At 38.0% G+C, this 15,097-nt stretch carries 12 protein-coding genes and 1 riboswitch; all 12 genes read left to right on the top strand.

From position 1 onward, the window contains the following. The first annotated feature begins 57 nt into the window (after positions 1-57). Positions 58-1,305 (top strand): sulfate adenylyltransferase subunit 1, encoded by a 1,248-nt coding sequence (locus HW347_RS12075; protein WP_214612068.1) that lies wholly within the window; start codon positions 58-60, stop codon positions 1,303-1,305. Between the two features lie 124 nt (positions 1,306-1,429). Beyond that, positions 1,430-3,520: a HEPN domain-containing protein gene (locus tag HW347_RS12070; RefSeq protein WP_214612067.1), complete on the top strand. Its 2,091-nt coding sequence runs from the start codon at positions 1,430-1,432 to the stop codon at positions 3,518-3,520. Between the two features lie 2 nt (positions 3,521-3,522). After that, positions 3,523-4,320, top strand: a complete 798-nt coding sequence (cobA, locus tag HW347_RS12065; protein WP_214612066.1) for a uroporphyrinogen-III C-methyltransferase — start codon at positions 3,523-3,525, stop codon at positions 4,318-4,320. A 2-nt stretch (positions 4,321-4,322) separates the two neighbouring features. Beyond that, complete coding sequence (locus tag HW347_RS12060; RefSeq protein ID WP_214612065.1) at positions 4,323-5,384, top strand: NAD(P)/FAD-dependent oxidoreductase; 1,062 nt, start codon at positions 4,323-4,325, stop codon at positions 5,382-5,384. A 153-nt stretch (positions 5,385-5,537) separates the two neighbouring features. Further along, positions 5,538-5,645, top strand: a riboswitch (SAM riboswitch). A gap of 130 nt (positions 5,646-5,775) precedes the next feature. Continuing rightward, a complete protein-coding gene (locus HW347_RS12055; protein WP_214612064.1) occupies positions 5,776-6,771 on the top strand; it encodes a homocysteine S-methyltransferase family protein in 996 nt (331 codons plus the stop codon). A 69-nt stretch (positions 6,772-6,840) separates the two neighbouring features. Then, positions 6,841-9,576, top strand: a complete 2,736-nt coding sequence (metH, locus tag HW347_RS12050) for a methionine synthase (RefSeq protein ID WP_214612063.1) — start codon at positions 6,841-6,843, stop codon at positions 9,574-9,576. A gap of 1 nt (position 9,577) precedes the next feature. Continuing rightward, on the top strand, positions 9,578-9,820 hold the full coding sequence (locus tag HW347_RS12045; protein ID WP_214612062.1) for a hypothetical protein: 243 nt from the start codon (positions 9,578-9,580) through the stop codon (positions 9,818-9,820). Between the two features lie 144 nt (positions 9,821-9,964). Further along, positions 9,965-10,918 (top strand): methylenetetrahydrofolate reductase [NAD(P)H], encoded by a 954-nt coding sequence (gene metF / locus HW347_RS12040; RefSeq protein ID WP_214612061.1) that lies wholly within the window; start codon positions 9,965-9,967, stop codon positions 10,916-10,918. Positions 10,919-10,991: 73 nt separating this feature from the next. Then, positions 10,992-12,086, top strand: coding sequence for an acyloxyacyl hydrolase (locus tag HW347_RS12035; protein WP_214612163.1), 1,095 nt, complete (start codon positions 10,992-10,994; stop codon positions 12,084-12,086). A 13-nt stretch (positions 12,087-12,099) separates the two neighbouring features. Beyond that, complete coding sequence (locus tag HW347_RS12030) at positions 12,100-12,918, top strand: head GIN domain-containing protein (RefSeq protein WP_225901911.1); 819 nt, start codon at positions 12,100-12,102, stop codon at positions 12,916-12,918. 86 nt (positions 12,919-13,004) lie between these two features. Then, a complete protein-coding gene (locus HW347_RS12025; RefSeq protein ID WP_214612060.1) occupies positions 13,005-14,243 on the top strand; it encodes a serine hydrolase domain-containing protein in 1,239 nt (412 codons plus the stop codon). Between the two features lie 111 nt (positions 14,244-14,354). Further along, complete coding sequence (locus tag HW347_RS12020; protein WP_214612059.1) at positions 14,355-14,822, top strand: hypothetical protein; 468 nt, start codon at positions 14,355-14,357, stop codon at positions 14,820-14,822. Positions 14,823-15,097: the final 275 nt, after the last annotated feature.

Here is a 15,097-nt window from a genome sequence, read left to right as displayed (position 1 = left end):
TAAAAAATTGATTAAAAATGCCAGGAGTATTATGCTCAGGGCCTACAGCCAAAGAAGATGGACGTATTAAAAATAGCAACAGCAGGTAGTGTAGATGACGGAAAAAGTACCTTGATCGGTAGAATTCTGTACGATACAAAATCATTGACTAGCGATAAGCTAGAAGCCATAGAAAAGACCAGTAAGAGTAAAGGGTATGATTACCTAGACTTCTCATTGGCTACAGATGGTCTAGTGGCAGAACGTGAGCAAGGTATTACTATAGATGTAGCACACATCTATTTTTCAACTGCAAAGAAAAGTTACATTATAGCCGATACTCCTGGGCATGTAGAATATACACGTAACATGGTTACTGGTGCATCTACATCTCAAGCAGCAATTATTTTAATCGATGCTAGAAAAGGAGTTATAGAGCAAACCAACCGTCACTTTTTTATTAATAACCTATTGCGTATTAAAGACGTGGTAGTAGCTATTAATAAAATGGACTTGGTAGATTATTCTGAGGAAACTTATAATGCTATTAAAGCCGATTTTCAGGAATTGATGGCAAAAAGAGATTACCAAGATCAGAAGATTACATTTATTCCTGTTAGTGCCCTTAAAGGTGATAACGTAGTAAATAAAACAGACAAAACACCTTGGTATACAGGTCCAACTTTATTGGAGCATTTTGAAGCTTTAGACCGTAAAGATATTTTTAACGTTGGTACGCCGCGTTTCCCAGTTCAGTATGTTATTCGTCCTAAGACAGAAGATTTTCATGATTTTAGAGGATTCGCTGGTAAAGTTTACGGTGGTGAATTAAGTGTTGGTGATGAGGTGGTAGCACTTCCGTCTCAGACAAAATCTAAGATTAAAGAGATTTACTTTCACGATAAGAAATATCAGACCGCTTCAAGAAGGTCATCGGTAACGATAACTTTAGAAGATGAGATTAATATCAGTAGAGGAGATATGTTGGTGAAAGTTGACGAGATGCCTACTATAGAAAAGCAGTTTACAGCTACCATTTCTTGGATGGATTCTAATAAGCTGACTACAGGTAAGAAATACGTTGTGCAACATGGTGTGAACAAGGTATTGGCCAAAGTAGATAACATTCATCACAAAATTAATCCTGATTATTCAGGTATTGATACGGATGTAGATGGGTTGGGCATGAATGATATTGCTCAGGTAACTTTCAAATTAAACAAGCCTATTTTTTACGATAAGTTTAAAGATCACCGTACCAATGGTTCATTTATCTTAATAGATACACAGACCAATAGTACAGTAGGAGCAGGCTTCATAAGTTAAGAAGTGTCTCTTTAAACTAAAAAGGTTAAGGGTGCTGATTCAATCAGCTCTACAAAACCTATAGGGAAAATATACAATTAATAAATCTACCTATTAAAAGGTAAGAAACTAGAATAGATATAGCATGCAGAGTTTCAGAACAGAAATAGAAAATCCTGTAGTTGAGAAGGATATTTTAGCATTAGAAGCTAAAATCCGTCAGTTCAATGAAGGTAATTTAGATGAAGAAAAGTTCCGCAGTTTGCGTTTGGCCAGAGGTATCTACGGTCAACGTCAGCCTGGTGTGCAGATGATTCGGATTAAATTGCCATATGGTAAAGTTAGTTCTAAGCAGTTAAAGCGTATCAGTGATGTTTCTGATGAATATTCTAGAGGTAGATTACATATTACTACACGTCAAGATATTCAGATACATTATGTAGATGTAGCTCGTACGCCAGAACTTTGGTCAGAGTTAGAGAAAGATGATGTTACTATTCGTGAAGCTTGTGGTAATACGGTACGTAACGTAATTGCTAGTGAAACTGCTGGTATTGATGTAGACGAGCCGTTTGATGTTTCGCCATACGCACATGCACTTTTTGAATACTTCTTGCGTAACCCTATCAGTCAAGAAATGGGACGTAAGTTCAAGGTTTCTTTTTCTGCTAGTGATGCAGATACTGGTCTTTCATACATGCATGATCTTGGTTTTATCGCTAAGATTCAAGATGGTGTAAGAGGTTTTAAAGTAATGTTAGCTGGTGGTTTAGGTTCACAGCCACGTCATGCAGATTTGCTGTTTGAATTTCTTGCAGCAGATAAAATCATTCCATTAATGGATGGTGTGGTTCGTGTTTTTGACCGTTATGGTGAAAGAAAGAGTAGAGCCAAGGCAAGAATGAAGTTCTTGTTAAAAGATTTAGGTGTTGATGGATTCAAAGCCTTATTGGAAGAAGAGCAAAAGGCAGTTCCTTATAAAACTTATCCTATTGATGCAGATGCATATCCTGAAGTTAAGATAGCTAAGGTTGATGCACCACAAGTAGAAATAGAAGACACAGAAGCTTTTGAAATCTGGAAGTCAACGAATCTTATTCCTCAAAAGCAGGAAGGGTATTCAGCTATTGGTATCAAAGTACTTTTAGGTGATTTCTATACAGACAAAGCAAGATTGTTAGCAGACTTAGTAGATAAATATGCTGCTGGAGAAGTGAGATTAAGTCTTCGTCAAAACATATTGATTCCTTACGTAGCTACTGAGTTGATTCCTTTTTTCTACAATGAATTAAATAAATTAGGCTTTGCAGAAGCGGGTTATAACAAAGCAATAGATATTACAGCTTGTCCAGGTACAGATACATGTAACTTAGGTATAGCAAGTAGTACAGGTATTGCAGAGGAGTTAGAAAGAATTATAAAAGCAGATTACCCTCAATACATCAGTAATCCAGATGTAGCAATTAAAATCAGTGGGTGTATGAACGCCTGTGGTCAGCACAACATGGCCAATATTGGTTTTCAGGGTATGAGTGTTAGAACAAAAGATAAATTGGTAGCACCTGCACTTCAAGTATTGTTGGGTGGTGGTACTGATGGTAATGGTAACGGAAGATTTGCCGATAAAGTAGTGAAGGTTCCTTCTAAAAGAGGTCCTCAGGCATTACGATTAATTTTGGATGATTTTGATAAAAACGGAAACGGAAAATCATATGCCGATTATTACCAAGATAAAGGTCAGATGTATTTCTATGATTTCTTAACGCCATTATCGGATGTAGATAATCTTACCGCAGAAGACTTTATTGACTGGGGAACAACAGAACGTTACGAAAAAGCAATAGGTATTGGTGAATGTGCCGGTGTGGTAATTGACCTTATCGCTACGTTACTTTTTGAAAGCGAAGAGAAAATACAAACAGCACAAGAGTCTTTTGATGAAAACAAATGGGCGGCTAGTATCTACCATTCGTATTCTTCAATGGTAAACTCTGCAAAAGCTATGTTGACTTCAGAAAAAGCGAAAGTAAACACGCATGCAAGTATCATTAAAGATTTTGATGAAAAATTTGTTGCCTCTGGTAGAATAGATTTAGGTCAAGGTTTTGAAGAACTTGTTTTAAAATTGAATAAGAACGAACCAACGGAAGCTTTTGCAAAAAGCTACTTAGATGATGCTAAGGTGTTTTTAAAAGCAGTTGAGAAGTTCAGAAAACAAGAATTAGCAGAAGCTTAAGTATGAAATATACCAACCAAAATAATAACACTTTATCCAACGTGGGCGGTTGCTTTACGGTTGTAGGAGCAGGTCCTGGTGACGTTGAGCTAATTACGCTCAAGGCTATTAAGGCGCTTGCAAGTGCAGATGTAGTGTTGTACGATGCGTTGGTGTCGGTTGAGTTGTTGGACTATGCACCTAAAGCCGAACAGATTTTTGTAGGTAAAAGAAAAGGGTGTTATGCGTACCAACAAGAACAGATAAACGAATTGATTGTAAACCGAGCTAAAACCAATGCCCATGTGGTACGTTTAAAAGGCGGAGATCCATTTGTATTTGGCCGTGGCGCCGAAGAAATGGAGTACGCTGCAGCTCACGGGTTGCAAGTAGCCATGGTTCCTGGTATATCCTCATGTTTGTCGGTTCCAGCTTCACAGAACATTCCGGTTACCAAAAGAGGTGCCGCCGAAAGTTTTTGGGTAATTACAGGGACAACTAAAGAGCATAAGCTTTCAGGTGATGTGGCTCTGGCCGCTAAAAGTAACGCTACAGTCGTTATTTTAATGGGCATGTCCAAATTATCACAGATAGCGGAATTGTTCAAAACAGAAGGTAAATCTGAAACCCCAATTGCAATCGTGCAAAACGGGACCAGAAAAGACGAAAAAATTGCGGTAGGTACTATTGCTTCCATTGAAGATGAAGTGGAAAAGCAGCAATTGACCAATCCAGCAATAATTATAATAGGTGAAGTAGTAAAACACAGGGCGAGCATTTTATCCATTGCCCAGAATCAAGAATTACAGTTAAGTAAATAGTTATGATAAAAACAGATATTCTCATCATTGGCGCAGGCCCTACAGGTCTTTTTACCGTATTTGAAGCAGGCTTGTTAAAGCTTAAATGTCATTTGATAGATGCTTTGCCACAACCAGGTGGTCAGTGTTCGGAAATTTATCCAAAGAAACCAATATATGATATTCCGGCTTTTCCGGAAATCCTAGCAGGTGATTTAGTAACGAATCTTTTGGAGCAAATTAAGCCTTTTGAGGCTGGTTATACTATGGGTGAGCGTGCTGAAACTTTAGATAAGCAAGAAGACGGTTCTTTTATCGTAACAACTAACAAAGGTACAAAGCACCAGGCTCCAGTAGTAGTTATTGCTGGTGGACTCGGTTCTTTTGAACCTAGAAAACCACCTATCGAGAATATTCTTGATTTTGAGGATAAGGGAGTTGCCTACATGATTAAAGATCCTGAGGTATATCGCGACAAAAAAGTGATTATAGCCGGAGGTGGAGATTCTGCTTTGGATTGGGCTATTTTCTTAGCAGACGTTGCTTCAGAAGTATCTTTGGTGCATAGAAGAAATGAATTTAGAGGAGCTTTAGATTCTGTTGAAAAAGCAGCAGAATTAGCAAAAGCAGGAAAAATAAAATTGTTCACCGAAGCTGAGGTGAAGAAACTATATGGCGATGATCATTTAGAGGCAGTTGTTGTTAAGCATAACGATCCGGAAAAAGGAGAGAGTTATGTTGAGGTAGATAGCTTTATTCCATTGTTCGGTCTTTCTCCAAAATTAGGTCCAATCGGTGATTGGGGTTTAGAAATCGAGAAAAATGCCATCAAGGTAAACAACGCTAAAGATTACCAAACGAACATACCGGGAGTTTTTGCTATTGGAGATGTCAATACGTATGAAGGTAAATTAAAACTGATTTTATCAGGTTTCCATGAAGCTGCAGTGATGTGTCAGTTTGCTTACAAATTGATAAATCCAGGTAAAAGATACGTTATGAAATACACCACTGTAGGTGGAGTAGAAGGATTTGACGGTACAAAGAAAGAGGCCAAAAAAGAGGTCGTTCAAAGTATTTCTTAATTAGCTATTAGTGCATATAATTGGTAAGAGCCTTCTATTCTAATATTAGAACAGAAGGCTTTTAACTAACGCAAAGTACCAAAAACAACTAGGTTTCTTTGGTTTTGAACCATATGTGGCGTTACTTTGCAAATCGTTCATTAAAATACGTGACTGTTATCAAGAAAGGCGGAGGGATTAGACCCTGTGAAACCTTGGCAACCCTTTTCTTATAAAGAAGGTGCTACATTCTATCCTACATATTTGTAGGACAGATAACAAAGAGAGGCAATTATAATTGTCCTTATTCCTTTGCTTGATAATTGTTTGTAGATTGATTTTAAATAATGTTTTTGATATTTCTGATATCGAATTCAATTATAAATGGATGCTCAATTAGAAGGAGGAAAAAATGAAAGATATTCGAGAAATATTAAAGGAACGCATACTAGTGCTGGACGGTGCCATGGGGACCATGTTACAGCGCTATAAATTTACCGAGGAAGATTTTCGCGGAGAGCGTTTTAAGGATTGGGAGCATCCTTTACAAGGTAATAATGATTTGTTGTCCTTGACCCAACCGGAAGCTATTGCAGAAGTACATCGCAAGTATTTTGCTGCTGGTGCAGATATCGTAGAAACCAATACTTTCTCCGGTACTACCATCGCTATGGCAGATTACTATATGGAAGATTTAGTGTACGAACTTAATTACGAGTCTGCACGTATTGCCAAAAAAGTAGCGGATGAGTTTACGGCAAAGGAACCAAACAAGCCAAGATTCGTTGCAGGAAGTATAGGTCCAACGAACAAAACAGCAAGCATGTCTCCAGATGTAAACGATCCAGGATATAGAGCAGTTTCTTTTGATGAGCTTCGTATTGCTTATAAGCAGCAGGTAGAAGCTTTATTGGATGGTGGATCAGATTTACTGTTGGTAGAAACTATTTTTGATACGCTAAATGCAAAAGCGGCACTTTTTGCCATAGAAGAAGTAAAAGAAGAACGCGGAATAGAAGTCCCTATAATGGTAAGCGGAACTATTACCGATGCCTCGGGAAGAACTTTATCTGGACAGACAGCAGAGGCTTTTCTGATTTCTATTTCACATATTCCAATTTTTTCAGTTGGTTTTAATTGTGCGTTGGGTGCGGACCAATTGGTGCCACACTTAGAAGTTTTGGCAAATAAAACAGGCCATGCCGTTTCGGCACATCCAAATGCTGGTTTACCTAATGCTTTTGGAGAATATGACGAAACTCCTGAGCAAATGGCTGCACAGATAAAAGAATATGTAGAAAAAGGTTTGGTGAACATCGTTGGCGGATGCTGTGGTACCACGCCTGAGCATATTACTGCCATTGCAGATTTGGTGAGAAAGTATGACCCGCGTGCAGTATCTGTGTAGTAATACATTTGCCATAAAGAAGAATAAGAAACGAATTCATCAATTGTCACAAAAAGTGATGGAGATATTATGAGTAACAACTCAGACATACCAGTAACTGATAATCAGAAGCCAGCTAGATATTTAAAATTATCGGGTCTGGAACCTTTGGTAATCACCCCCGAAAGTAATTTTGTGAACGTGGGTGAGCGTACCAACGTGGCCGGTTCCAAGCGATTTTTACGTCTCATTAAAGAACGCAAGTTTGAAGAGGCTTTAAGTGTTGCTAGAGACCAAGTAGAAGGTGGAGCCCAAATCATCGATATTAATATGGATGATGGTTTGATCGATGGTAAAGAGGCTATGGTCAAGTTTTTGAACTTGGTTATTGCTGAGCCAGATATTTCTAGAGTGCCTATCATGATAGATAGTTCCAAATGGGATATTATTGAGGCAGGTTTACAGGTTGTTCAAGGAAAATGTGTTGTAAACTCCATCAGTTTAAAAGAAGGTGAAAAAGAATTTATCAATCACGCTAAATTAGTAAAGAGATACGGTGCAGCGGTGATTGTAATGGCTTTTGATGAAGTTGGTCAGGCAGATAATTTTGATAGACGAATAGAGATTTCTAAGAGGTCTTATGATATTCTGGTAGACCAAGTTGGTTTTGCACCAGAAGATATCATTTTTGACCTTAATATATTTCCTGTAGCAACAGGAATGGATGAGCATAAACTCAATGCCATAGATTTTATAAAAGCTACCAAATGGGTACGCGAGAATTTACCTTACGCGAGTATTAGTGGTGGGGTAAGTAATGTTTCGTTTTCCTTCAGGGGAAATAATCCCGTGCGTGAAGCTATGCATTCTGTGTTTCTATACCATGCTATTAAAGCGGGTATGAATATGGGAATTGTAAACCCAACCATGTTGGAGATTTACGATGATATTCCAAAAGATTTATTAGAGCGCGTAGAAGATGTAATTCTTAACCGTAGAGACGATGCCACAGAAAGACTGCTAGATTTTGCAGAATCGGTTGTGGGTAAGGCTAAAGAAAGTAAGGTAGACCTTTCATGGAGAGAAGAACCTTTACAAAATAGAATTACCAGAGCTTTAGTAAAAGGAATAGATCAATATATAATAGAAGATATAGAGGAGGCACGTATTGCTGCAGATAAGCCTATTGAGGTTATTGAAGGGAATTTAATGGCAGGTATGAACGTGGTAGGTGACCTTTTTGGAAGCGGAAAAATGTTCTTGCCGCAGGTGGTAAAATCGGCACGTGTTATGAAAAAAGCGGTAGCGTATTTGCTGCCCTATATTGAAGAAGAAAAATTGAAAAATCCTCAAGACGGAGACGATAAGGGGAATGGTAAGATTTTAATGGCCACCGTAAAAGGTGATGTTCATGATATTGGTAAAAATATTGTGAGTGTAGTTTTGGCATGTAACAACTATGAAATTGTTGACTTAGGTGTCATGGTACCGCCAGAAAAAATCATTGCTGCGGCAATAGAACATAATGTAGATGTGATTGGTCTTAGCGGACTTATTACACCTTCTCTAGATGAGATGGTACATTTGGCCAAAGAGATGGAGCGCAAGAACTTTAAACTGCCTTTGCTTATTGGCGGGGCAACTACCAGCAAAGCTCATACGGCAGTAAAAATAGACCCTCAATATAGTGAGGCGGTTGTGCATGTAAATGATGCTTCAAGAGCGGTTACCGTAGTGGGTGATTTATTGAAAAAAGAAACTTCGGCTACGTACAAAAAAACAATCAAAGAAGACTATGATGTTTTTAGAGAAAAGTTCTTGAGCCGTACTCAGAAGAAAGAATACAAATCTATTAAAGCCTCTAGAGATAATAGGTTTAAAATAGATTGGAACGCGGCTGAAATAGTAAAGCCTAAGCAATTAGGTATTCAAGTTATTGAAGAGGTAGATCTTGAAAAATTGGTACCATTTATCGATTGGACTCCATTTTTTAGAAGTTGGGAGCTACACGGTAAATATCCAGATATTCTAACGGATGAGATAGTTGGCGAACAGGCTACCGAGCTTTTTGCTGATGCAAAACAAATGTTGAATGATATTTTAAAGGGTAAGAAATTAACGGGTAAAGGAGTTTTTGGACTCTTTCCTGCTAATACTTTAGCCAATCATGATGATATTGAAGTAGATGTTGAAGATGGTCAAGAGACTAAGAAATATACTTTTAGAACCTTGCGTCAGCAATTAAAGAGACGTGAAGGCGTACCAGATTATGCTTTGTCAGATTTTATTGCTCCAAAAGAATCGGGAAAAGAAGATTACGTAGGTTGTTTTTGTGTAACCACTGGTTTTGGAACGGATGAATTGGCAGATAAGTACAGAGAGAATTTAGATGATTATAATTCCATTTTAGTAAAAGCATTAAGTGATCGTTTGGCAGAAGCTTTTGCTGAGTATTTGCATAAAGAGGTTAGGATGAAACATTGGGGCTACGCCGGTAATGAACATCTTAAAAATGACGAATTAATTGACGAAAAATACAAAGGTATTCGTCCTGCGCCAGGATATCCTGCTTGTCCTGATCACTTAGAAAAGGTAACACTTTGGGATATGCTTAAGGTAGAGGAGCGAATTGGAGTAAAACTCACCGATAGTTTGGCCATGTGGCCTGCATCATCGGTTTCCGGGTATTATTTCGGAAATGAACAAGCTAGATATTTTGGTTTAGGTAAAATTAAGGAAGATCAAGTGTCCGATTTTGCAGAACGAAAGGGAATTACTCTGGAAAAGGCTACCAAATGGTTGGCTCCAAATATTGCAGATGACTGATATGAAAAAATACATAGAGGTAAGCATGGGCAGTTTTATGATTAGCCATGGGTATGACCAGAATAATAAGGAAATAGAGGAGAGGGTTGTTGTAGACGGTTTTTCCAAAAAGTTGGTAGCGGTGGATCGCATAAAATCGGTTAGTGAAAAATACATTTTGACCGATTATTTAGATGGCAGATGGATTTATTGGGAATACCTAGAAAGTTATGAAGAGGTGAAGCAAATGCTCGCGGACGTATAATTAATTTAAAGTAAAAAGAAGCGTTAGGGATAGCAGCGATATCTTTTTAAAGTCCATTTAGCTTTAAAAAATTTAGCGAATAGCCCGCTCGAACGCCATAAAATAGAACAAACATTAAATTTCCCATTTTAAAGGGCAGCATACATGAAAATAACGGACCACATAAAAAATGCAAAGGATAAAACTTTATTTTCCTTTGAAATTATACCACCGGTTAAAGGGCACCAGATACAACAGCTTTACGATAACATTGATCCTTTAATGGAATTTAACCCTCCGTTTATTGATGTAACTACTTCTCGTGAGGAGTATGTTTACTTGGAACGAGACGGACTGTTGGATAAAAAGTTGACCCGTATGCGTCCTGGTACCGTGGGAATTTGTGCGTCTATAAAACATAAGTATGACGTAGATACCGTACCCCACGTTCTTTGCGGTGGGTTTACAAAAGAGGAAACAGAGTATCTATTGGTGGATTGCCATTACTTAGGTATTGATAATATTATGGCGTTGCGTGGTGATGCCATGAAAGATGAAAAATATTTTCAGCCAACTAAAGGTGGGCATGCTTTTGCTGTAGACTTGGTAAAACAGGTGCATGAATTGAACTGTGGTAACTATTTACATGATACGGTAGATAGTGATAATTGTGCCGATTTTTGTATTGGTGTGGCAGGATACCCGGAAAAACACTTAGAGTCACCTTCTTTAAAATCAGATTTAAGAAGACTGAAAGAAAAAGTAGATGCCGGTGCTGATTACGTAGTAACCCAGATGTTTTTTGATAACCAGAAGTATTTTGAGTTTGTGGATGCGGCCAAGAAAATGGGCATTACCATACCTATTATACCGGGTATTAAGCCAATTGCCGTTAAAAGGCATTTGCAATTATTGCCACAGGTCTTTAGAATAGATTTACCGCAAGATCTTATTGATGCTGTTGATGATTGCTCTTCTAACAAAGATGTGCGTAAGGTTGGAGTGGAATGGGCTATTCAGCAATCTAAAGAGTTGAAAGCTGCGGGTGTACCCGTATTACACTACTACTCAATGGGTAAATCTGATAATATTAAGGCGATTGCCGAGCAGCTTTTTTAGAAATACAGACGTTGTAAGAAAATATGGGCGAACCTTGGGTTTAAAATAACGAATAGTATTATTTTTGCGCTCCATGAACCCAAGGGTGTTTTTATTTTTTCTGATGTGTGTTGGATATTGCTTTTCGCAAGAGACCGACAGACTTAACAGTTATACGTTTGAAGTGAACCAATTTTATGGTTCCGTTATTCTACATAATCCGGATATTTCTCATTTAATTACGGGTCACCCTGCTGGTGTTATTTTGGCCTACAATAGAAAGACCTATGGTCTTGAAGAATGGCAACAGCTGTACAACTACCCAGATTTGGGAGGTTCCTTTATCTACCAAAACACCAACAGTTCTGTTTTGGGTGAAGCCTATGCTGTATATGCCCATTTTAATTTTTACTTTCTAAAACGGAATCTTCAATTTAGAGTGGCTCAAGGTTTGGCATATATGACCAACCCTTATGACCGGGAGACCAATTTTAGAAACAATGCCTACGGTACCAGAATATTGAGTTCTAACTATGTGATGCTAAATTATCACAAAGAGAATCTTTATAAGGGCTTAGGTTTTAAGGCGGGTATTTCTATCATGCATTTCTCAAATGCAAACGTAAAGGCACCTAATACCTCTACCAATACTTTTGCTTTTACTGCAGGGTTGACGTATACTTTAGAGGGTAAAGACACGGAATATATACGGAGAGAGAAGGTGAGGGTTACCGAGCCAATAAAGTATAATCTTATTTTTAGAGCAGGAATAAACCAAAGCGATAATATAGGTCATGGCCAGTATCCTTTCTATATATTCTCTGGTTATGCAGATAAGCGGTTAGGTCGTAGAAGTGCAATTCAGTTAGGTGCGGATGTGTTTTTTAGTAACTTTTTAAAGGAACTCATAGAATATCAAACCATTGCATTTCCAGAAAATAATATTGACCCAGATACCGATTTTAAAAGGGTGGGTGTCTTTGTAGGTCACGAACTTTTTATCAATAAACTTTCTATAGGAACCCAATTGGGTTACTATGTGTATTACCCTTTTGATTTTGAAGGAAAGGTATATAACCGTGTTAGTTTGAAACGTTACTTTGGAGAGAAAGTGTTTGGAGTAGTAAGCCTTAAGTCACATGGAGCTGCAGCGGAAGCTGTTGAATTTGGAATAGGCGTTAGATTATAAAGAGGTACGACATATGGTAAAAGAATTAAAAAATAGAGAAAGCAAAACCACACCTTTGGGTGTTGGTACAGTTTTGCGCGTGTCTCGTTTTTTTGTGATGCTGTGTTGTGTTGTCCTATTTTTTTCGTGCAACGGTGAAAATGCTTCGGACTGTTTTCAGAATACTGGTGATATTGTTCGTGAAGAAGTAACTGTTGATGATTTTACCAAGATCACTGTTTTTGAAAACGTTACGTTAATTGTAAAACAAGGGGTAGAACAGAAGGTTGAAATTGAGACGGGAAACGTATTGCGAAACGAAGTTACTGCTGAGGTTGTAGATGGACGTTTGCTTTTACGGGATACCAATGATTGCAATTACTTTAGAGATTATGGTGTTACAAAAATCTATGTAACCTCACCTAATATTACCGAGATACGCAGTAGTACAGGCTGGCCAATTACTAGTGATGGTGTCTTGGGATATTCACGGTTAACACTCTTGTCAGAAAGTTTTGCCGACCCAGAAGCGCAAACTACTGACGGGGAATTTGATTTAGAACTAGACACTGAAACTTTGAGTGTTGTGGTGAATGGTATAGCTTATTTTAAATTGAAAGGTGCCAGCGATAATTTAAATTTGACTGTAGCAGCGGGAGATTCGCGAATTGATGCCGCAGACTTAATAGCTCAAAATGTGACACTAAATCACAGAGGCTCAAATGATATGTTCGTTAACCCACAACAGTCTATAAAAGGTGTAATTCGTGGCGTTGGTGATGTTTTTAGCTCAAATCAACCTGCAGAAGTTGATGTGGAAGTGTTGTACAAAGGGCGATTGGTGTTTAAATAATTTCTTCTTTTAAGCCAAAAGTTCTGTAAGTGAAATTGGTATGGGCACAGATGCAATCTGTAACTTTGCGCTGACCAAAAACCGATATGAATCCGATTCTAAAATATATCAAAAACCTACTCGCAAAAAAGCGTGTTCTGGGTGATGAACCATCGCTGAACGGATTAGTTGCTGCCGATTTGCTTTTAACGGACTTGATCAAAGATGAAAAAGTTACGGGTTTGGCAATTACCGTTTTAAAAAATGGAGAGCGTTTCGTTCAAAAAGGATATGGTTTTGCAGATATGGAAAAGAAAACTTCCATAAATCCTCAAGCTTCAGTTTTTAGAATAGCCAGTGTTTCAAAACCTATTTCGGCTACTGCTTTGGCACATATGGTAGCAGAAGGATTAATGGATTTAGACGCTTCCTTTTATACATACGTACCGTATTACCCTAAGAAGAAGTATGACTTTACCATTCGTCAGTTGGCAAGTCATACCGCGGGTATAAGAGGGTATAGAGGTACGGAGTATGGGTTGAATAAACCATATTCTATTAGGGAGAGTATTGAGCTTTTTAAGGATGATGAACTTCTTTTTGAACCGGGAACGGACTATCTCTACAATAGTTTTGATTGGGTTTTGATTTCCTTGGCAATGCAAGAGGTAAGCGGAGTGCCTTTTGAGGAATATGTGGAAAAGAAAGTTTTACAGCCATTGGGAATGGACCATACGTTTTGGCCTGACTTTAACTACGCTGGGTCAAACTTCGACTGCGCTCAGTCAGACCCAGTAAATACTGTGCAAGAAGAAGTTGACCCTGCTGGTCAAATAGAGTTTAATTTTGATGAATTAAAGGAGCCAGCTCCCGATTCTTATGATAAAAATGTAGCGCCAGCTCGAGCGCAGTCGAGAGCAAGCGATGTGGTGACATTCTACTCCAAAAACAGATTAGGATTTAGGAAAGCTATTCCCGTAGATAATTTCTACAAATTGGCGGGTGGTGGTTTTCTTTCTACAACAGAAGATATAGCCAAATTTGGGCAAGCTTATCTTGATGGTCAAGTTTTAAATAGTGAACTGCAATATGAGTTTCTTACGGCTCAAAAAGTTAACGGAGCTTCTGTTTATTACGGTTTAGGATGGCAGGTGAGTGAAGATTCAAAAGGAAGGCTATTTTACGGCCATGTGGGTAATGGCGTTGGGGGTTACTCTAATTTCTTTGTTTATCCTAAGGAGCAAATGGTATTCTCCATTTTAACCAACTGCACTGATCCTAAAATTCAACCTGAACTAGACGAAATTATAGATCATCTTATCTCTTCTGATGGTCCAATTCAGTAGTTTTTGGACTAGATTTTAATTCTAATACTTAAATAATTGATTCATCTGGTTTTCTGAGGGTTAAAGGGTTGACTACTGTGTTCAAATGATTTAGCTTTATAAAAAAAAGCTATGAAAAATTTAAAAGTAATCTTTTTAACTCTTGGGTGCGGGCTTTTTGCCTTGACCATGACAGCACAGGAAATAACTTCTTTCTCAGGAATGTGGGGGCCTGAATTTTATCAAGACAAAGATAAACTCACCTGGAAAGAAATTGACAAAATAATGTCCGAAAGCCAAGTGGCACAGGTGAACTGGGAAAAATCCAAAAAACAAATGTTTGGAGGTATGATTGCTGGAGCTGCCAATTTTGGAACAGCAATTTGGTTTTTAGTTAATGAGAACGACCATAAGAGTGTAGCCGCACCTGCAATTGCTTTTGGAGGAACGGCAATCATTGGTTCTATTTTCTTTCACCATGCCATGAAAAACAAAAAAGAAGCAATACTCAACTATAATGATAGTGTTGGTAATGGAACTTCGTTCCGTATGGTGCCTGCTGTTAATGAAAATGGAGTAGGATTGGCTTTGAAGTTTTAATGAAGTCCATAATTTAAAAAAAGTCCGGAAGTCATGAGTTGACTTTCGGGCTTTTTGTTTTTAGTTGGATGTAAGTTTTGCGAACAAGCTTTCAATATTTTTGGAGATAATGGTAGCGCTTATAGATATAGTATAACAAATTAACTGTTAGATTTTTCTCTTGAGTATGGCGTTTTACAGGGAGCTTTTTAAGAGTGTAAAGTAGTGCTTCATCAAAACAAGGAATAAAGTAATATTGTATTTTTTTCAAAAGAGCATGTGAACTATGGAATTCA

It is taken from the genome of Zobellia barbeyronii (genome assembly GCF_018603515.1).
Lineage (GTDB): Bacteria > Bacteroidota > Bacteroidia > Flavobacteriales > Flavobacteriaceae > Zobellia > Zobellia barbeyronii.
Note: the sequence above shows the minus strand (reverse complement) of the source record. Positions and strands in the feature narration are given on the sequence as shown.

Coding starts and splice junctions, on each gene's coding strand:
- metH (WP_214612063.1), top strand. CDS start 6,841: ATGAGTAACAACTCAGACATACCAGTAACTGATAATCAGAAGCCAGCT.
- HW347_RS12045 (WP_214612062.1), top strand. CDS start 9,578: ATGAAAAAATACATAGAGGTAAGCATGGGCAGTTTTATGATTAGCCAT.
- HW347_RS12030 (WP_225901911.1), top strand. CDS start 12,100: ATGGTAAAAGAATTAAAAAATAGAGAAAGCAAAACCACACCTTTGGGT.
- HW347_RS12070 (WP_214612067.1), top strand. CDS start 1,430: ATGCAGAGTTTCAGAACAGAAATAGAAAATCCTGTAGTTGAGAAGGAT.
- HW347_RS12060 (WP_214612065.1), top strand. CDS start 4,323: ATGATAAAAACAGATATTCTCATCATTGGCGCAGGCCCTACAGGTCTT.
- HW347_RS12055 (WP_214612064.1), top strand. CDS start 5,776: ATGAAAGATATTCGAGAAATATTAAAGGAACGCATACTAGTGCTGGAC.
- HW347_RS12025 (WP_214612060.1), top strand. CDS start 13,005: ATGAATCCGATTCTAAAATATATCAAAAACCTACTCGCAAAAAAGCGT.
- metF (WP_214612061.1), top strand. CDS start 9,965: ATGAAAATAACGGACCACATAAAAAATGCAAAGGATAAAACTTTATTT.
- cobA (WP_214612066.1), top strand. CDS start 3,523: ATGAAATATACCAACCAAAATAATAACACTTTATCCAACGTGGGCGGT.
- HW347_RS12035 (WP_214612163.1), top strand. CDS start 10,992: ATGAACCCAAGGGTGTTTTTATTTTTTCTGATGTGTGTTGGATATTGC.
- HW347_RS12020 (WP_214612059.1), top strand. CDS start 14,355: ATGAAAAATTTAAAAGTAATCTTTTTAACTCTTGGGTGCGGGCTTTTT.
- HW347_RS12075 (WP_214612068.1), top strand. CDS start 58: ATGGACGTATTAAAAATAGCAACAGCAGGTAGTGTAGATGACGGAAAA.